17 protein-coding genes are annotated in these 17,436 nt (G+C 60.7%); 14 read left to right on the top strand and 3 right to left on the bottom strand.

Going from position 1 to position 17,436, the window contains the following annotated elements:
• Window positions 1-8 precede the first annotated feature (8 nt).
• The 6 genes from ssuE (at window position 9) to BLL38_RS17390 (ending at window position 4,683) form a co-directional block, all read left to right on the top strand.
• A complete protein-coding gene (gene ssuE / locus BLL38_RS17365) occupies window positions 9-602 on the top strand; it encodes an NADPH-dependent FMN reductase (protein WP_076963647.1) in 594 nt (197 codons plus the stop codon).
• 93 nt (window positions 603-695) lie between these two features.
• The gene (locus tag BLL38_RS17370) at window positions 696-1,664 is read left to right on the top strand and encodes a sulfonate ABC transporter substrate-binding protein (RefSeq protein ID WP_076963648.1); all 969 of its coding nucleotides are present in this window, start codon (window positions 696-698) and stop codon (window positions 1,662-1,664) included.
• Window positions 1,665-1,689: 25 nt separating this feature from the next.
• Window positions 1,690-2,838, top strand: coding sequence for an FMNH2-dependent alkanesulfonate monooxygenase (gene ssuD / locus BLL38_RS17375; protein ID WP_076963649.1), 1,149 nt, complete (start codon window positions 1,690-1,692; stop codon window positions 2,836-2,838).
• Between the two features lie 9 nt (window positions 2,839-2,847).
• The gene (gene ssuC, locus BLL38_RS17380; RefSeq protein ID WP_076963650.1) at window positions 2,848-3,636 is read left to right on the top strand and encodes an aliphatic sulfonate ABC transporter permease SsuC; all 789 of its coding nucleotides are present in this window, start codon (window positions 2,848-2,850) and stop codon (window positions 3,634-3,636) included.
• A complete protein-coding gene (gene ssuB / locus BLL38_RS17385; RefSeq protein WP_076963651.1) occupies window positions 3,633-4,439 on the top strand; it encodes an aliphatic sulfonates ABC transporter ATP-binding protein in 807 nt (268 codons plus the stop codon). The genes ssuC and ssuB overlap by 4 nt, the downstream gene beginning before the upstream one ends.
• A gap of 28 nt (window positions 4,440-4,467) precedes the next feature.
• On the top strand, window positions 4,468-4,683 hold the full coding sequence (locus BLL38_RS17390) for a TOBE domain-containing protein (RefSeq protein WP_003213899.1): 216 nt from the start codon (window positions 4,468-4,470) through the stop codon (window positions 4,681-4,683).
• 129 nt (window positions 4,684-4,812) lie between these two features.
• On the opposite strand, the gene BLL38_RS17395 is transcribed toward BLL38_RS17390, so the two are convergent.
• Together BLL38_RS17395 and BLL38_RS17400 are read right to left on the bottom strand one after the other, a co-directional pair.
• A complete protein-coding gene (locus BLL38_RS17395; protein ID WP_076963652.1) occupies window positions 4,813-5,448 on the bottom strand; it encodes a TetR/AcrR family transcriptional regulator in 636 nt (211 codons plus the stop codon).
• A 135-nt stretch (window positions 5,449-5,583) separates the two neighbouring features.
• Entirely contained in the window at window positions 5,584-6,960 is a 1,377-nt protein-coding gene (locus BLL38_RS17400; protein ID WP_057440427.1) for a glutamine synthetase family protein, read from the bottom strand.
• A 278-nt stretch (window positions 6,961-7,238) separates the two neighbouring features.
• Between BLL38_RS17400 and BLL38_RS17405 the strand changes: the two genes are divergently transcribed.
• From BLL38_RS17405 to BLL38_RS17440, 8 genes are all read left to right on the top strand, one after another.
• The gene (locus BLL38_RS17405; RefSeq protein ID WP_076963653.1) at window positions 7,239-8,027 is read left to right on the top strand and encodes a gamma-glutamyl-gamma-aminobutyrate hydrolase family protein; all 789 of its coding nucleotides are present in this window, start codon (window positions 7,239-7,241) and stop codon (window positions 8,025-8,027) included.
• Between the two features lie 39 nt (window positions 8,028-8,066).
• Window positions 8,067-9,425, top strand: coding sequence for a glutamine synthetase family protein (locus tag BLL38_RS17410; protein WP_038444282.1), 1,359 nt, complete (start codon window positions 8,067-8,069; stop codon window positions 9,423-9,425).
• Between the two features lie 55 nt (window positions 9,426-9,480).
• A complete protein-coding gene (locus BLL38_RS17415) occupies window positions 9,481-10,845 on the top strand; it encodes an aspartate aminotransferase family protein (protein WP_076963654.1) in 1,365 nt (454 codons plus the stop codon).
• Between the two features lie 194 nt (window positions 10,846-11,039).
• A complete protein-coding gene (locus BLL38_RS17420; protein ID WP_076963677.1) occupies window positions 11,040-12,137 on the top strand; it encodes a polyamine ABC transporter substrate-binding protein in 1,098 nt (365 codons plus the stop codon).
• 177 nt (window positions 12,138-12,314) lie between these two features.
• The gene (locus BLL38_RS17425) at window positions 12,315-13,409 is read left to right on the top strand and encodes a polyamine ABC transporter substrate-binding protein (RefSeq protein ID WP_076963655.1); all 1,095 of its coding nucleotides are present in this window, start codon (window positions 12,315-12,317) and stop codon (window positions 13,407-13,409) included.
• 67 nt (window positions 13,410-13,476) lie between these two features.
• A complete protein-coding gene (locus BLL38_RS17430) occupies window positions 13,477-14,619 on the top strand; it encodes an ABC transporter ATP-binding protein (protein WP_029289449.1) in 1,143 nt (380 codons plus the stop codon).
• A complete protein-coding gene (locus BLL38_RS17435; protein WP_076963656.1) occupies window positions 14,616-15,536 on the top strand; it encodes an ABC transporter permease subunit in 921 nt (306 codons plus the stop codon). Before BLL38_RS17430 ends, BLL38_RS17435 begins: the two co-directional genes overlap by 4 nt.
• Window positions 15,533-16,417 carry an ABC transporter permease subunit gene (locus BLL38_RS17440; protein ID WP_038444270.1) on the top strand — a complete coding sequence of 295 codons (885 nt, stop codon included), beginning with the start codon at window positions 15,533-15,535 and terminating at the stop codon, window positions 16,415-16,417. Before BLL38_RS17435 ends, BLL38_RS17440 begins: the two co-directional genes overlap by 4 nt.
• 566 nt (window positions 16,418-16,983) lie before the next feature.
• Here BLL38_RS17440 and BLL38_RS17445 read toward each other — a convergent pair.
• On the bottom strand, window positions 16,984-17,337 hold the full coding sequence (locus BLL38_RS17445) for a carboxymuconolactone decarboxylase family protein (protein ID WP_076963657.1): 354 nt from the start codon (window positions 17,335-17,337) through the stop codon (window positions 16,984-16,986).
• Between the last annotated feature and the right edge of the window lie 99 nt (window positions 17,338-17,436).

A 17,436-nucleotide genomic window follows, 5' to 3' on the forward strand; every position in this document is an offset into this window, starting at 1 on the left:
CCTCCCCGATGCTGGTCGTAACACTTGGTGGCAGTCCCAGCCAACGCTCCCGCTCCGGGGTGCTGCTGGATCATTCCCGGCGCTGGCTGCAGCAGCAAGGCGTGGAAGTGGTGAGTTATCAGATACGGGACTTCCCGGCCGAAGATTTGCTGTATGCCCGCTTTGACAGCCCCAAGGTCCTCGACCTGCTGGCCCAGGTGGCCAATGCCGATGGTTTGCTGATCGCTACGCCGGTGTACAAGGCTTCGTTTTCCGGCGCGTTGAAAACCGTCCTCGACCTGCTGCCGGAACGGGCCCTGGCCCACAAGGTGGTATTGCCCATGGCCACCGGTGGCAGCATTGCCCATATGTTGGCGGTGGATTACGCCTTGAAGCCCGTGCTGTCGGCGCTCAAAGCCCAGGAGCTGCTGCACGGGATTTTTGCCGAAGACAGTCAGATTGCCTATGGCGAAGGCAGTGCCCAGGCGCAGTTGCTGCCGATCCTGGAACAACGCTTGAGCGAAGCCCTGGAGCAGTTCTACAGCGCCATGGCCCGCCGCCCGCAACCGCTGGACCCCCATGTGTTGAATGAGCGTTTGTTGAGTGCTCGCTGGAGCATCTAAGCCGAACCCTAATGTAAGAAACCCTCACCTTACTTCGCCGCCAACGGCCAAGCAGGTGCAGCCACAACCCTTATCGTCAATATGGAGAGCGCCATGCGCACTGTCATCTTGCGTCGGGGCCTGGTCGCACTGTTTGCTGCGGCTGTGTCCTTCGGCGCCATTGTTCAAGCTCAAGCGGCCGAAACCCTGCGGATCGGTTATCAGAAATACGGCACTCTGGTGCTGCTCAAGGCCAAGGGCACCCTGGAAAAACGCCTGGCCGAGCAGGGCGTGAACGTGCAGTGGACCGAGTTCCCCGGCGGCCCGCAGTTGCTTGAAGGGCTGAATGTCGGCTCCATCGACTTTGGCGTCACCGGCGAGACCCCGCCAGTGTTCGCCCAGGCCGCCGGCGCCGACCTGCTGTACGTCGCCTATGAACCGCCAGCGCCGACCAGCGAAGCCATCCTGGTGCCCAAGGACTCGCCGATCACATCGGTGGCCGGGCTCAAGGGCAAGAAAGTCGTGCTCAATAAAGGCTCCAATGTGCATTACCTGCTGGTGCGCGCCCTGGAAGATGCCGGTCTGAAATACACCGATGTACAGACCGTGTTCCTGCCGCCCGCCGACGCCCGTGCTGCCTTCGAGCGGGGCAGTGTCGATGCCTGGGTGATCTGGGATCCGTACCAGGCGGCTGCCGAGAAGCAGTTGCAAGCCCGCACGTTGCGTGACGCCACCGGCATTGCCGACAACCATCAGTTCTACCTGGCCACCAAGCCTTACACCGAGAAACACCCGCAGGTGATCAAGGCCTTGGTGGAAGAAGTGCGCGCCGTGGGCGAATGGTCCAAGGCCAACCCCCAGCAAGTCACCGAACAAGTCGCACCGCTGCTCGGCCTGCCGGCTGACATCACCCTGACATCGGTGAAACGCCAGGGCTATGGCGCGCTGTTCCTGACCCCGGCAGTGGTCGCCGCGCAGCAGAAAATCGCCGACACCTTCTACCAGCTCAAATTGATTCCCAAGCCCTTGAGCATCAAGGACGTGATCTGGACCCCACCTGCGACCGTGGCCAAAGCGCCGTAATCCGACTTCTTCAGGAGACAACTCCATGAGCCTCAGTATTTTCTGGTTCCTGCCTACCCACGGCGATGGCCATTACCTTGGCACTGCCGAAGGCGCTCGCGCCGTGGATCACGGTTATTTGCAACAGGTGGCCCAGGCCGCTGATCGCCTGGGCTTTGGCGGGGTGTTGATTCCCACCGGCCGCTCCTGCGAAGACTCGTGGCTGGTGGCCGCCTCGCTGATCCCGGTGACCCAGCGCCTGAAATTTCTGGTTGCACTGCGCCCCGGGATCATTTCCCCGACGGTGGCGGCGCGCCAGGCGGCGACCCTGGACCGGCTGTCCGGTGGCCGGGCGTTGTTCAACCTGGTGACCGGTGGTGACCCGGAAGAACTGGCCGGCGACGGCCTGTTCCTCAGCCATGAGGAGCGCTACCAGGCCTCGGTGGAATTCACCCGCATCTGGCGGCGCGTGCTGGAAGGCGAAACCGTGGACTACGACGGCCAGCACATCAGCGTCAAAGGCGCCAAGCTGCTGTACCCGCCGATCCAGCAACCGCGCCCGCCGTTGTATTTCGGCGGCTCTTCCGAAGCGGCCCAGGACCTGGCGGCCGAACAGGTGGAAATGGTCCTGACCTGGGGCGAACCACCGGCGGCGGTGGCGGAAAAAATCCAGCAGGTACAGGCCAAGGCGGCCAAGCTTGGGCGCACTGTGCGCTTTGGTATTCGCTTGCATGTGATCGTGCGTGAAACCAACGAAGAGGCATGGAAAGCCGCCGATAAACTGATCTCCCATCTGGACGACGACACTATCGCCCGCGCCCAGGCGTCGCTGGCGCGCTTTGATTCGGTGGGCCAGCAACGCATGGCCGCCCTGCATGGCGGCAGCCGCGACAACCTGGAAGTCAGCCCCAACCTGTGGGCCGGCGTCGGCCTGGTGCGCGGCGGTGCTGGCACGGCACTGGTGGGCGATGGCCCGACCGTGGCGGCGCGGGTCAAGGAATACGCAGAGCTTGGCATCGACACCTTTATCTTCTCTGGGTATCCACACCTGGAAGAGTCGTACCGGGTCGCGGAATTGCTGTTCCCGCACCTGGATATCGAGCGCCCAGAGCTGCCGAAAAGCGCCGGTTACGTCAGCCCGTTTGGCGAGATGGTGGCCAACGACATTCTTCCCAAAGCCGCGTCGCAGAGCTGAGGCGCCGTCATGAAGAGTCAACGGATTGTGCATCGGCTGGCGCCGTGGGCGCTGCCGATCCTGTTGCTGGCGGTGTGGCAGTTGTCGGTGTCGGCGGGCTGGTTGTCGACACGGATTCTGCCGGCTCCCAGCGCCGTGATTGCGGCCGGGGTGCACCTGGTCAGCAGCGGTGAAATCTGGACCCACCTGGCCATCAGTGGCTGGCGTGCCGGCCTGGGCTTTGTGATCGGCGGCGGCATCGGCTTGGCCCTGGGTTTTATCACCGGTCTGTCGGCCTGGGGCGAGCGCCTGCTGGACAGCTCGGTACAAATGATTCGCAACGTGCCGCACCTGGCGCTGATCCCGCTGGTGATCCTGTGGTTTGGCATCGATGAGACGGCGAAGATTTTCCTGGTGGCCCTTGGCACGCTGTTCCCGATCTACCTCAATACCTATCACGGCATCCGCAACGTCGACCCGGCGCTGGTGGAGATGGCCCGCAGTTATGGCTTGTCCGGCTTTAGTCTGTTTCGCCAGGTGATCCTGCCCGGCGCCTTGCCCTCGATCCTGGTGGGGGTGCGCTTTGCCCTGGGCTTTATGTGGCTGACGCTGATCGTTGCGGAAACCATCTCGGCCAGTTCCGGTATTGGCTACCTGGCGATGAATGCCCGGGAGTTCCTGCAAACCGACGTGGTGGTACTGGCGATTGTGCTGTACGCCGTGCTCGGTAAGTTGGCGGACCTCGCGGCGCGAGGCCTGGAGCGGGTGTGGCTGCGCTGGCATCCGGCCTATCAAGTGCATAAGGGAGGTGCGGCATGACCGCTCAACAACCTCCACGTTTGCTGCGCGGCATCCCGTTGGCGGTGCGCAAGTTGCGCAAGGCGTTTGGCGCGCGGGAAGTGCTGCGCGAGATCGATCTGCACATCCCGGCGGGCCAGTTCGTCGCTGTGGTCGGGCGCAGTGGCTGCGGCAAAAGTACCTTGCTGCGCCTGCTGGCCGGCCTTGATAGCGCCAGCAGTGGCGAGTTGCTTGCAGGCTCCGCAGCGTTGAGCGAAGCCCTCGAAGACACGCGACTGATGTTCCAGGAAGCGCGCCTGCTGCCGTGGAAAAAGATCATCGATAACGTCGGCCTGGGCCTTAAAGGCAACTGGCGGCCCCAGGCGCTGGAGGCGCTGGAAGCGGTCGGCCTGGCCGAGCGTGCCGATGAATGGCCGGCGGCGTTGTCCGGCGGGCAGAAACAACGGGTGGCCCTGGCCCGCGCGCTGATTCACCAACCGCGCCTGTTGCTGCTGGATGAGCCCTTGGGCGCGCTGGATGCCCTGACCCGCATCGAGATGCAGCAACTGATCGAGAACCTGTGGCGCAAGCACGGTTTTACCGTGTTGCTGGTGACCCATGATGTCAGCGAAGCCGTGGCCATTGCCGACCGGGTGATCCTGATCGAAGACGGCGCAATCGGCCTCGACTTGCAGGTGGAACTACCGCGCCCGCGGGTCCGTGGCTCCCATCGCCAGGCGGCCCTGGAAACCGAAGTGCTTAACCGTGTGCTGGCACTGCCCGGCACGCCGCCTGCGCCGGAACCTGTTTCACCGTTGCCTACGCAATTGCGGTGGGCGCAATAACTCACTTGTCCTACGAAGGAAGAACACCATGACTATTAAAGCCATCAACGTGCGTAACCAGTTCAAAGGCACCATCAAGGAAATCGTCGAAGGCGACGTACTGTCGGAGATCGATGTGCAGACGGCATCCGGCATCGTCACGTCAGTGATCACCACCCGCTCGGTCAAAGAGCTGGAGCTGGTGATTGGCAGTGAAGTGATTGCGTTTGTGAAGTCCACCGAGGTGTCGATCGCCAAGCTGTGATGATCGTTCCCACGCTCTGCGGATGATCGTTCCCACGCTCTGCGTGGGAATGCACCCCGTGACGCTCTGCGTCACAACAGCGGACGCAGAGCGTCCTAAGAGGCGTTCCCACGCAGAGCGTGGGAACGATCATTGGAGGCGCTTGGGCAAAAACGCCGGCAGGTAAAGCCCCACATACGCATCAAACACCCGCATCCCTTCCTCCGCCATGCGCGGGGTGATCTGCCCATGCTGATGCACCGAGCGTGCATACACGCGGTCGCTCAGTTCCAGCGCCAGGGCAAACACGTCCACATCCGCCGGCAGCACCGGCACTTCAAAGTGGCGGTTGAACACGTGCAGCATCAAGTCCCCCAACTCCAGGTCGTGCTGGCGGTCGGCCTGGGTCACTTCCGTGAGGCCGTGCTGGGCGAGGATCAATTGGCGGGCGGCGGCGTCCTTGCTGTAGATCGCCAGCATGCGCAACTCGACCAGGCGCGACAGGTCGCGCCAAGTGTGCAGTTGGTCGTGGTCGATGGGCGCTTGCAGCGCGGCGCGGAAGGCGGCGTGCACATCGGCTGTCAGGGCTTCGAGCAAGGCCGGGACGCTGGCGAAAAAGTGATACACCGATGACGGCGGAATCTGCGCCCGTTCGGCCACGCTGTAGATCGACAGGCTGGCCACGCCTTCGGCGGCCAGCAACGTGCGGGCGGCGTCGAGGATCGCGTCGATCCGGGCCTGGCTGCGGGCGCGGGGTTTGCGAGGGGCGGCGGGGCGGGTTGTCATGGAAGTCTCCTACAAGGCAGCGGGCATTGTACGCGACCTTGATCGTTCCCACGCTCCGCGGGGGAACGAGGGAGCAGGGCATAAAAAAACGCCACAGGCCATAAGCCTGCAGCGTTCATTTATTGCAGCCACCGCTTACACGGTATGCAGGTACCAGTTGTACTCAAGGTCGGAGATGGAGTGTTCAAATTCCTCCAGCTCACTTTCCTTGCAGGCGACGAAGATATCGATGTATTTCGGATCGATGTACTTGGCCATCACCTCGCTGTCGTCCAACTCGCGCAGGGCATCGCGCAGGTTGTTCGGCAGGCTTTGTTCGTTCTGCTCGTAGCTGTTGCCTTCCACCGGTGCGCCAGGCTCGATCTTGTTGGTCAGGCCGTGGTGCACGCCCGCCAGGACCGAAGCCATCAGCAGGTAAGGGTTGGCATCGGCGCCGGCCACACGGTGTTCGATACGTACGGCGTCGGACGAGCCGGTCGGTACGCGAATCGCCACGGTGCGGTTGTCCAGGCCCCAGCACGGCGAGTTCGGCACGTAGAACTGTGCGCCGAAACGACGGTAGGAGTTGACGTTGGGGCACAGGAAGGCCATTTGTGCAGGCAGGGTCTCCAGCACACCGCCGATCGCGTGACGCAATGCGGCGTTCTGCTCGGGATCCTCGCTGGCAAAGATGTTCTTGCCGTCTTTGTCCAGGATCGAAATATGCACGTGCAAACCATTGCCGGCCTGGCCTGGGTAAGGCTTGGCCATGAAGGTGGTGTCCATCTCATGGTCGTAGGCAATGTTCTTGATCAAACGCTTGAGCAGTACCGCGTAGTCGCACGCCTTGATCGGGTCGGCGACGTGGTGCAGGTTCACTTCAAACTGCGCCGGGGCACTTTCCTTGACGATGGCGTCAGCCGGGATGCCTTGCTCTTTGGCACCTTCCAGAATGTCCTGGAGGCAATCGACATATTCGTCGAGGTCGTCGATCAGGTAGACCTGTGTCGAGTGCGGGCGTTTGCCGGAAATCGGCGAGCGGGGAGGTTGTGGTCGGCCGTTCACGTTCTCCTGGTCGATCAGGTAGAACTCAAGCTCGAAGGCGGCGCAGATGGTCAGGCCCATATCGTCAAACTTGGTTACAACTTGGCGGAGCACTTCGCGCGGATCGGCGAAGAAAGGTTCACCTTCAAGTTCGTGCATGGTCATCAGCAGTTGCGCGGTAGGGCGCTTTTGCCAGGGTTCATTGCACAGGGTGTCGGGGATTGGATAACAGATTCGGTCAGCATCACCGATGTCCAGGCCCAGGCCGGTGCTTTCCACCGTTGAGCCATTGATATCCAGGGCAAATAAAGAGGCCGGCAAGTTGATGCCTTTCTCGTAAACCTTGTGGAGGCTGGTGCGTTCGATGCGCTTACCGCGCACCACACCATTCATATCCGCAATTAGAAGGTCTACGTACAGAACCTCAGGATGATCCTTAAGGAACGCGTTCGCTTCGTTAAGCTGAACGGCACGCGGGGGTACCGACATGATGCAACACCTTTGTTGTTAAAAATATCAATCATTGATCTTTTCTGGTTTCAGTCAACCCGAACGGCATGCCGAAGTCAAGCGAGGCCTTTTTTGCCCTAAAAAAGCGCGTTGAGGGCTTTTTTGTGGCTTTTTTGGGCAGTTTTATCGGTTTGACCGGCTTGGGACTAGCAGGCTTGAGCGGGCCGTGTTGTATTTTTTACGGGGGTGTTGTGTAAAAAAATGAACAAGGCTAAGCTCGATTCAAACCCATAACAGCAATAATACCGGGGTGCTTCATGTCTGGCCTGCCGTTAATCGGCGTCACCGCCTGCTCCAAACAGGTCGGTCTGCATGCTTATCACATCAGTGGCGACAAATATGTCCGCGCCGTGGCAATCGCTGCCAAGGGCCTGCCATTGATTATTCCGTCCCTGGGGCAGTTGCTCGACCCGGCCAATATTCTTGACGGCCTGGACGGCATTCTCTTTACCGGCTCACCTTCCAATATCGAACCCTTTCACTACGACGGTCCGGCCAGCGCGCCCGGGACTGCCCATGATCCTGCACGGGACCAGAGCACCCTGCCGCTGATTCGCGCGGCGATTGCCGCAGGCGTGCCGGTGCTGGGAGTCTGCCGGGGCTTCCAGGAAATGAACGTGGCCCTGGGCGGCAGCCTGCACCAGAAGGTTCATGAACTGCCGGGTATGCTCGATCACCGCGAAGACGACACCCAGCCGCTGGATGTGCAGTACGGCCCGGCGCATGCCGTGGCGATCACGCCGGGCGGGGTCTTGTCTGGCCTGGGCTTGCCGGACACGATCCAGGTCAACTCGATCCACAGCCAGGGCGTTGACCGTCTGGCGCCCGGCCTGCAGGTCGAAGCGCGCGCGCCGGACGGCCTGGTCGAGGCTTTTTCGCTCAAACAGGGCAAGGCATTTGCAGAGGCTTTTGCATTAGGAGTGCAATGGCACCCCGAATGGCAGGTAAGCTCCAACCCGTACTACCTCGCGATCTTCCAGGCATTTGGCGATGCCTGCCGAACGCGGGCGAAACAAAGAGACGCACACGCGTCAAACAACGCCTGACCTTTAATGGATGTCAGGAAACCCAGCCCAGAGGCATTTATGAGTAACAACCTCGACCAGCTCACCGATTGGTTGAAAGACCACAAGATCACAGAAGTCGAATGCATGATTGGCGACCTCACGGGGATCACCCGGGGCAAGATCTCGCCGACCAACAAGTTCATCGCCGAAAAAGGCATGCGCCTGCCCGAGAGCGTTCTGTTGCAGACCGTGACCGGCGACTATGTCGAAGACGACATCTATTACGAATTGCTCGACCCGGCCGACATCGACATGATCTGCCGCCCCGACCAGAACGCGGTATTCCTGGTGCCCTGGGCCATCGAGCCCACCGCCCAGGTGATCCACGACACCTACGACAAGCAAGGCAACCCGATCGAGCTGTCGCCGCGCAACGTGCTCAAGAAAGTCCTCAAGCTCTACGCCGACAAAGGCTGGCAGCCCATCGTGGCGCCGGAGATGGAGTTCTACCTGACCAAGCGCTGCGAAGACCCGGACTTCCCGCTGCAACCGCCGATTGGCCGTTCCGGCCGCCCGGAAACCGGTCGCCAGTCCTTCTCTATAGAAGCGGCCAACGAATTCGACCCGTTGTTTGAAGACGTCTACGACTGGTGCGAGTTGCAGGAGCTGGACCTCGACACCCTGATCCACGAGGACGGCACGGCGCAGATGGAAATCAACTTCCGTCACGGCGATGCCCTGTCCCTGGCCGACCAGATCCTGGTGTTCAAGCGCACCATGCGTGAAGCCGCGCTCAAGCATGATGTGGCTGCCACCTTCATGGCCAAGCCCATGACCGGCGAGCCCGGCAGCGCCATGCACCTGCACCAGAGCATCATTGATATCGCCACCGGCAAGAACGTGTTCTCCAATGAAGACGGCTCCAAGAGCGAGCTGTTCCTGCATCACATCGGTGGCCTGCAGAAGTTCATCCCCGAGCTGTTGCCGCTGTTTGCGCCCAACGTCAACTCGTTCCGCCGCTTCCTGCCGGACACCTCGGCGCCGGTGAACGTGGAGTGGGGCGAAGAGAACCGCACCGTGGGCCTGCGCGTGCCGGATGCCGGCCCGCAGAACCGCCGTGTGGAAAACCGCCTGCCGGGCGCCGATGCCAACCCGTACCTGGCCATCGCCGCCAGCCTGCTGTGCGGCTATATCGGCATGGTCGAAGGCATCAGCCCGAGCGCCCCGGTGGTCGGCCGTGGTTACGAGCGCCGCAACCTGCGCCTGCCGTTGACCATCGAAGACGCACTGGAACGCATGGAAAACAGCAAGACCATCGAGAAATACCTGGGTCACAAATTCATCACTGGCTACGTCGCGGTCAAGCGGGCCGAGCATGAAAACTTCAAGCGCGTGATCAGTTCGTGGGAGCGGGAATTCCTGCTCTTCGCCGTCTGATGCGCCGGGTGCGGCTGTCATACGCCGCACCTTCACCTACTTTTTGGAGATTGGTATGTCCAGCAACAACCCGCAAACCCGTGAATGGCAAGCCCTGAGCAACGATCATCACCTGGCGCCGTTCAGCGATTTCAAGCAGTTGAAAGAGAAAGGCCCGCGCATCATCACCAACGCCAAGGGCGTTTACCTGTGGGACAGCGAAGGCAACAAGATCCTCGACGGCATGGCCGGCCTGTGGTGCGTGGCCATCGGTTATGGCCGCGACGAGCTGGCTGATGCCGCCGCCCAGCAGATGAAACAACTGCCTTATTACAACCTGTTCTTCCAGACCGCCCACCCGCCGGTGCTGGAACTGGCCAAGGCCATCGCCGATATCGCTCCGGCCGGCATGAACCATGTGTTCTTCACCGGCTCCGGCTCCGAAGGCAACGACACCATGTTGCGCATGGTCCGCCACTACTGGGCGATCAAGGGCCAGCCGAACAAAAAAACCATCATCAGCCGCAAGAATGGCTACCACGGCTCCACCGTGGCCGGCGCCAGCCTGGGCGGCATGACGTATATGCACGAGCAGGGCGACTTACCGATCCCGGGCATCGTGCACATCGCCCAGCCGTACTGGTTCGGCGAAGGCGGCGACATGAGCCCTGAAGAATTCGGGGTATGGGCGGCCAACCAACTGGAAGAGAAGATCCTCGAAGTCGGCGTGGACAACGTCGGTGCCTTTATCGCCGAGCCGATCCAGGGCGCCGGCGGTGTGATCGTGCCGCCAGAGACCTACTGGCCGCGCATCAAGGAAATCCTCGCCAAGTACGACATCCTGTTTGTCGCCGACGAAGTGATCTGTGGCTTTGGCCGCACCGGTGAGTGGTTCGGTAGCGATTTTTTCGGCCTCAAACCAGACATGATGACTATCGCCAAGGGCCTGACCTCGGGTTATATCCCCATGGGCGGCCTGGTCGTGCGCGACGAAGTGGTGGCGGTACTCAACGAAGGTGGCGATTTCAACCACGGTTTCACCTATTCCGGCCACCCGGTGGCGGCGGCGGTGGCCCTGGAAAACATCCGCATCCTGCGCGATGAAAAAATTGTCAGCCGCGTCCATGACGAAACGGCACCGTATTTGCAAAAGCGTCTACGCGAGTTGGCGGATCATCCGCTGGTGGGCGAAGTGCGTGGTGTCGGCATGCTGGGGGCCATCGAGCTGGTCCAGGACAAGGCCACGCGCAAGCGTTATGAAGGCAAGGGCGTGGGCATGATCTGCCGCACCTTCTGCTTTGAGAACGGCCTGATCATGCGCGCCGTGGGCGATACCATGATCATTTCGCCGCCGCTGGTGATCAGCAAGGCCGAAATTGACGAGTTGGTCACCAAGGCTCGCCAGTGCCTGGACCTGACTTTGGCGGCATTGCAGGGCTAAGTGCTAGGCTCAGAATGCAGCGGCTGCGGCTGTTGCATCCGGGCAATGATAAATGCGGGGCTTTGGTTGAAAGCCGGCCCCTGAACTTGCCAGACTGTCGCCCTGTTTTGTCGCCCCTCGACGGGCCATGAAACATAGAGAAATGTGGCCCAAAAAAGAAAAAATTGGAGCATGACCGAATGAAGGCATTAGGTTTGAAGAACGCTGGCAAGACCCTCCTGGCCTTGTCCCTGATGGGCGCAATGGCCAGCATGGCCCAGGCTGCCGACAAAGTGCTGCACGTCTACAACTGGTCCGACTACATCGCACCGGACACCATCGCCAACTTTGAGAAAGAGTCCGGCATCAAGGTGGTGTACGACGTTTTCGATAGCAACGAAACCCTGGAAGCCAAGCTGCTGGCGGGCAAGTCCGGCTACGACGTGGTGGTGCCGTCGAACAACTTCCTGGCCAAGCAGATCAAGGCCGGCGTGTACCAGGAACTGGACAAGTCCAAGCTGCCTAACTGGAAGAACCTCGATACCGACCTGCTCAAGGCCGTCGGTGACGCCAGCGACAAAGGCAACCTGCACGCATTCCCGTACATGTGGGGCACCATCGGCATCGGCTACAACCCGGACAAGGTCAAGGCTGCGCTGGGCGTGGACAAGATCGACTCCTGGGATGTGCTGTTCAAGCCCGAGAACATCGAAAAACTCAAGAGCTGTGGCGTGAGCTTCCTCGACTCGCCAACCGAAATGATCCCGGTGGCCCTGCACTACCTGGGCTACCCGACCGACAGCCAGGACAAGAAGCAACTGGCTGAAGCCGAGGCACTGTTCCTCAAGATCCGTCCTTCGATAGGCTACTTCCACTCCTCCAAGTACATCTCGGACCTGGCCAACGGCAACATCTGCGTGGCCGTGGGTTACTCGGGTGACCTGGAACAATCCAAGTCCCGCGCGGCTGAAGCCGGTGGCAAGGTCAAGGTTTCCTACGCCATTCCGAAGGAAGGCGCAGGCAGCTTCTACGACATGGTTGCCATCCCTAAAGATGCCGAGAACCTGGACGCCGCCTACCAGTTCATGAACTACCTGCTCAAGCCTGAAGTCATGGCGGCAATCACCAACAGCGTACGTTTCCCGAACGGTAACAAGGCCGCCACGCCGCTGGTGAACAAGGATATCTCGGGCGACCCGAGCATCTACCCGTCGGATGACGTGAAAGCCAAGCTGTATGCAATCAGCGATCTGCCGGCCGCGACCCAGCGCCTGCTGACGCGCAGCTGGACCAAGATCAAGTCGGGTAAATAAGCAAGAACCTGTAGGAGCGAGCTTGTGTGGGAGCGGGCTTGCTCGCTCCCACCCAGGCCCGCTCTCACAAATTAAATGACAGAAAGTTTTGCCGGATCGGTTTATCGAGGGTAAGTTGCGCGCCGGTTTTGTTGTCGGGCAACAACTTTGGGCCCAACTATTTAAGAGGACCTCCACTTGCCAATTTCTTTATTTCGCAAAGCCTTGCTGGTAGGGGCGGGTCTCACGTTGGCAGTCAGCGTGCAGGCGGCTTCGACTGTGCATGTTTATAACTGGTCGGACTATATCGGCCCCGAGACCCTGGCCAACTTTGAAAAGGCCACCGGCATCAAGCCGGTCTATGACGTGTTCGATTCCAACGAAACCCTGGAAGGCAAATTACTGGCCGGGCGCACCGGGTATGACGTGGTGGTGCCGTCCAACCACTTCCTGGGCAAGCAGATCAAGGCGGGCGCGTTCCAGAAGATCGACAAGGCGCAGTTGAGCAACTACGCCAACCTCGACCCGGCGCTGCTCAAGCGCCTGGAAAAGAACGACCCGGGTAACCAATACGCCGTGCCCTACCTGTGGGGCACCAACGGCATTGGCTACAACGTCGATAAAGTCAAAGAAGTGCTGGGTGTCGACAAGATCGACTCCTGGGCCGTGCTGTTCGAGCCGGAAAACATGAAAAAGCTGGCCAGTTGCGGCGTGTCCTTCATGGACTCGGCCGATGAAATGCTGCCGGCGGTGCTCAACTACATGGGCCTGGACCCCAACAGCACCAACCCGGCCGACTACAAGAAGGCCGAGGAAAAGCTCCTGAAAGTGCGTCCCTATGTGACCTACTTCCACTCTTCCAAATACATCTCGGACCTGGCCAACGGCAATATCTGCGTGGCCGCCGGGTTCTCCGGCGATGTGTTCCAGGCCAAGGCCCGTGCAGCCGAGGCGGGCAAGGGTGTGAATATCGCCTACGCGATTCCGAAAGAAGGCGGCAACCTGTGGTTTGACGTGCTGGCGATCCCCAAGGACTCGACCAACGTCAAGGAGGCCCACGCCTTCATCAACTATTTACTGCAACCTGAAGTGATCGCTCAGGTCAGTGATTATGTCGGCTACGCCAACCCTAACCCAGGGGCGGACACGCTGATGGAGCAATCGATACGCACTGACGAAGCGGTTTATCCACCGCAGGCGGTTCTCGATCGGACGTTTGTCAACGTCGAGCTACCCCCGAAAGTGCAACGCTTGATGACCCGCAGCTGGACCAAGGTCAAGACGGGCAAGTAAGGCTCACACTATCTAAGGTTCGTTCGTATTGGACGTTCTGCACTCTTTTTTTCTGGGAGTTTCGTAAATGGCAGTTGCCTCCGGCGCCTATAAGAAAGCCCTCGAGGGCGACCAGACACCGAAAAAGGTGTTGGTCAAAATCGACCGGGTCACGAAGAAGTTCGACGAGACGATTGCCGTGGACGATGTGTCCCTGGAAATCAAGAAAGGCGAGATCTTCGCCTTGCTCGGCGGATCGGGTTCGGGCAAGTCCACCTTGCTGCGCATGCTCGCAGGTTTCGAGCGCCCGACCGAAGGGCGGATTTTCCTCGACGGTGTGGATATCACCGACATGCCGCCCTACGAGCGGCCGATCAACATGATGTTCCAGTCCTACGCCTTGTTCCCCCATATGACCGTGGCGCAGAACATCGCCTTCGGCCTGCAGCAGGACAAGATCCCCAAGGCCGAAGTCGAGGCCCGCGTGGCCGAGATGCTCAAGCTGGTACAGATGAGCCAGTACGCCAAGCGCAAGCCGCACCAGTTGTCTGGCGGCCAGCGTCAGCGGGTGGCCCTGGCCCGTTCCCTGGCCAAGCGCCCGAAACTGCTGCTGCTCGATGAGCCGATGGGCGCCCTGGACAAGAAGCTGCGCTCGCAGATGCAGCTGGAACTGGTGGAGATCATCGAGCGCGTCGGCGTGACCTGCGTGATGGTGACCCACGACCAGGAAGAGGCCATGACCATGGCCGAGCGCATCGCGATCATGCACCTGGGCTGGATCGCGCAGATCGGCAGCCCGATCGATATCTACGAAACCCCCACCAGCCGCCTGGTGTGCGAGTTCATCGGCAACGTCAACATCTTCGACACCGTGGTGGTGGATGACGCTGAAGGCCACGCGGTGCTCAAGTGCGCCGACCTGGACCGCGATATCTACGTGGGCTATGGCATCGCCACGTCGGTGGAAGACAAGTCGGTGACCTACGCCATCCGCCCGGAAAAACTGCTGGTCACCACCGAAATGCCGACCTGCGAGCACAACTGGTCCAGCGGCAAGGTGCATGACATTGCCTACCTGGGCGGCCACTCGGTGTTCTACGTCGAGCTGCCGAGCGGCAAGCTGGTGCAGTCCTTCGTCGCCAACGCCGAACGCCGTGGCGCGCGGCCGACCTGGGGTGACCAGGTCTACGTGTGGTGGGAAGACGACAGCGGCGTGGTACTTCGCTCATGAACATAAAGAAATTCAAACGGCGATTGCACCGAATAATTCCCAGCGGCAAGCAGGTGGTCATCGGGATTCCGTTCCTGTGGCTGTTCCTGTTCTTCATGCTGCCGTTCTTCATTGTCCTGAAGATCAGCTTTGCCGAAGCCGACGTGGCGATCCCGCCCTACACCGAGATCTACACCTACATCGAGCAGAAGCTGGAGGTGGTGCTCAACCTGGCCAACTACAGCCTGCTGGCCGGCGACGAACTGTACATCGCCGCTTACCTGGGCTCGCTGAAGATGGCATTTTTCAGCACGGCCTTGTGCCTGCTGATCGGCTACCCGATGGCCTACGCCATCGCCAGTGCGCGCAAAGAGATGCAGACCGTGCTGGTGCTGCTGATCATGATGCCGACCTGGACCGCGATCCTGATCCGCGTGTATGCGTGGATGGGCATCCTCAGCAACAACGGCTTGCTCAATGGCTTCCTGATGTCCATGGGCCTGATCAACGAACCGTTGCAGATCCTCAACACCAATATCGCGGTGTATATCGGCGTGGTCTATTCGTACCTGCCGTTCATGATCCTGCCGCTGTATGCCAACCTGGTCAAACATGACCAGAGCCTGCTGGAAGCCGCGTCGGACCTGGGTTCGAGCACCTTCAACAGCTTCTGGAAAATCACCGTGCCGTTGTCCAAGAACGGCATCATTGCCGGCTGCATGCTGGTATTCATCCCGGTGGTGGGCGAGTTCGTGATCCCGGAACTGCTGGGCGGCCCGGAAACCCTGATGATCGGTAAAGTGTTGTGGCAAGAATTCTTCAACAACCGTGACTGGCCGGTGGCTTCCGCCCTGGCGGTGGTGATGCTGGCGATCCTGATCGTGCCGATCATTCTGTTTAACCGCAGCCAAGCCAAAGAGATGGAGGGCAAGGTATGAAGCGCTTCAGTTTCTCCAGCTTCATGCTGGTAGCCGGGTTGTTGTTCATCTACCTGCCGATGCTGATCCTGGTGATCTATTCGTTCAACGAATCGAAACTGGTGACGGTGTGGGGCGGCTGGTCGATCAAGTGGTACGTGGGCCTGTTGGACAACACCCAGTTGATGGGCTCGGTGGCGCGTTCCCTGGAAATCGCCTGCTACACGGCGGTGGCCGCGGTGGCGCTGGGCACATTGGCCGCGTTCGTGCTGACCCGTATCAGCCAGTTCAAGGGCCGCACGCTGTTCGGCGGCCTGGTGACCGCGCCACTGGTCATGCCCGAAGTGATCACCGGTCTGTCGCTGTTGCTGCTGTTCGTGGCCATGGCGCAGATGATCGGCTGGCCCCAGGAGCGTGGCATCGTCACCATCTGGATCGCTCACACCACGTTCTGTGCGGCGTATGTGGCGGTGGTGGTGTCGGCGCGCCTGCGGGAGCTGGACCTGTCGATCGAAGAAGCGGCCATGGACCTGGGGGCGCGGCCGTGGAAGGTGTTCTTCCTGATCACCATCCCGATGATCGCGCCTTCGCTGGCGGCGGGCGGCATGATGTCGTTCGCGCTGTCCCTGGATGACCTGGTACTGGCCAGCTTCGTCTCGGGCCCGGGCTCGACCACCTTGCCGATGGAAGTGTTCTCGGCGGTGCGCCTTGGGGTCAAGCCTGAGATCAACGCCGTGGCCAGCCTGATCCTGTTGGCGGTGTCGCTGGTGACCTTTTTGGTGTGGTTCTTCAGCCGCCGTGCTGAAGAGCGACGCAAGAAGGCGATCCAGCAAGCGATTGAAGAAGCCGCGGCAGATGGCTGGAAGCAGCCGGATGTACGCCGGGCGCCAGCACCGGTCTAAGACCGATCGCTCCCACGCTCCGCGTGGGAGTGTCTCCTGTGACGCTCTGCGTCACGCTGTGGACGCGGAGCATCCAGGGCTGCATTCCCACGCAGAGCGTGGGAACGATCTTATGTACGTGCCAGCACCGGTCTAAGACTGATCGCTCCCATGCTCCGCGTGGTAGCGCCTCCTGTGACGCTCTGCGTCACGCTGTGGACGCGGAGCGTCCAGGGCTGCATTCCCACGCAGAGCGTGGGAACGATCTTACGATCTTATGTACGCACCAGCGCCGGTCTAAGACTGATCGCTCCCACGCTCCGCGTGGTAGCGCCTCCTGTGACGCTCTGCGTCACGCTGTGGACGCGGGGCGTCCTGGGCTGCATTCCCACGCAGAGCGTGGGAACGATCTTATGTACGAACCAGCACCGGTCTAAGACTGATCGCTCCCACGCTCCGCGTGGTAGCGCCTCCTGTGACGCTCTGCGTCACGCTGTGGACGCGGAGCGTCCAGGGCTGCATTCCCACGCAGAGCGTGGGAACGATCTTATCAGTGGTTGCGTGACGCCAGCGCCCGGCGTTTCAGCTCAACTTTGCGGCGCTGGTTTGAGTGTGTCGTAGGCTTCCAGCGCGCGCAGCGAGTAGATGTAGGCGGCGCCGGCATTCAACGAGATCGCGGTGGCAAGCGTCGCGGCGATTTCTTCGCGGGTGGCGCCGGCCTTGATCGCGGCGTCGGCATGCACGCCAATGCAGCCGTCGCAACGGGTGGTGATGGCCACGGCAATCGCGATCAGTTCGCGGGTCTTGGCATCCAGGACGTTGTTTTCCTCGGCAGCCTCGCCCAGCGCCATGTAGGCTTTGACCATCTTCGGGTTGCTCTTGCCCAGTGCGCCAAAGGCGTTCTTCACGGTGGGCAGCAAGTCGGGCCAGTTATTGAACATTGCGTTGACTCCTGAACGGGTTGGGTGTGAAGCCAGTGTGTGCCGTTCGGATTTGGCGGTATTGTTCGATCCGCTCATCTTTTTGACCGATATTCGCAA

It is taken from the genome of Pseudomonas gessardii (genome assembly GCF_001983165.1).
GTDB lineage: Bacteria > Pseudomonadota > Gammaproteobacteria > Pseudomonadales > Pseudomonadaceae > Aquipseudomonas > Aquipseudomonas gessardii.

What these genes read in the sequence shown, in the direction of transcription:
- ssuE (WP_076963647.1), top strand. Translation starts at nt 9, where the DNA reads ATGCTGGTCGTAACACTTGGTGGCAGTCCCAGCCAACGCTCCCGCTCC.
- BLL38_RS17445 (WP_076963657.1), bottom strand. Translation starts at nt 17,337, where the DNA reads ATGTTCAATAACTGGCCCGACTTGCTGCCCACCGTGAAGAACGCCTTT.
- ssuC (WP_076963650.1), top strand. Translation starts at nt 2,848, where the DNA reads ATGAAGAGTCAACGGATTGTGCATCGGCTGGCGCCGTGGGCGCTGCCG.
- BLL38_RS17405 (WP_076963653.1), top strand. Translation starts at nt 7,239, where the DNA reads ATGTCTGGCCTGCCGTTAATCGGCGTCACCGCCTGCTCCAAACAGGTC.
- BLL38_RS17415 (WP_076963654.1), top strand. Translation starts at nt 9,481, where the DNA reads ATGTCCAGCAACAACCCGCAAACCCGTGAATGGCAAGCCCTGAGCAAC.
- BLL38_RS17410 (WP_038444282.1), top strand. Translation starts at nt 8,067, where the DNA reads ATGAGTAACAACCTCGACCAGCTCACCGATTGGTTGAAAGACCACAAG.
- BLL38_RS17435 (WP_076963656.1), top strand. Translation starts at nt 14,616, where the DNA reads ATGAACATAAAGAAATTCAAACGGCGATTGCACCGAATAATTCCCAGC.
- BLL38_RS17440 (WP_038444270.1), top strand. Translation starts at nt 15,533, where the DNA reads ATGAAGCGCTTCAGTTTCTCCAGCTTCATGCTGGTAGCCGGGTTGTTG.
- BLL38_RS17370 (WP_076963648.1), top strand. Translation starts at nt 696, where the DNA reads ATGCGCACTGTCATCTTGCGTCGGGGCCTGGTCGCACTGTTTGCTGCG.
- BLL38_RS17390 (WP_003213899.1), top strand. Translation starts at nt 4,468, where the DNA reads ATGACTATTAAAGCCATCAACGTGCGTAACCAGTTCAAAGGCACCATC.
- ssuB (WP_076963651.1), top strand. Translation starts at nt 3,633, where the DNA reads ATGACCGCTCAACAACCTCCACGTTTGCTGCGCGGCATCCCGTTGGCG.
- BLL38_RS17430 (WP_029289449.1), top strand. Translation starts at nt 13,477, where the DNA reads ATGGCAGTTGCCTCCGGCGCCTATAAGAAAGCCCTCGAGGGCGACCAG.
- BLL38_RS17395 (WP_076963652.1), bottom strand. Translation starts at nt 5,448, where the DNA reads ATGACAACCCGCCCCGCCGCCCCTCGCAAACCCCGCGCCCGCAGCCAG.
- ssuD (WP_076963649.1), top strand. Translation starts at nt 1,690, where the DNA reads ATGAGCCTCAGTATTTTCTGGTTCCTGCCTACCCACGGCGATGGCCAT.
- BLL38_RS17400 (WP_057440427.1), bottom strand. Translation starts at nt 6,960, where the DNA reads ATGTCGGTACCCCCGCGTGCCGTTCAGCTTAACGAAGCGAACGCGTTC.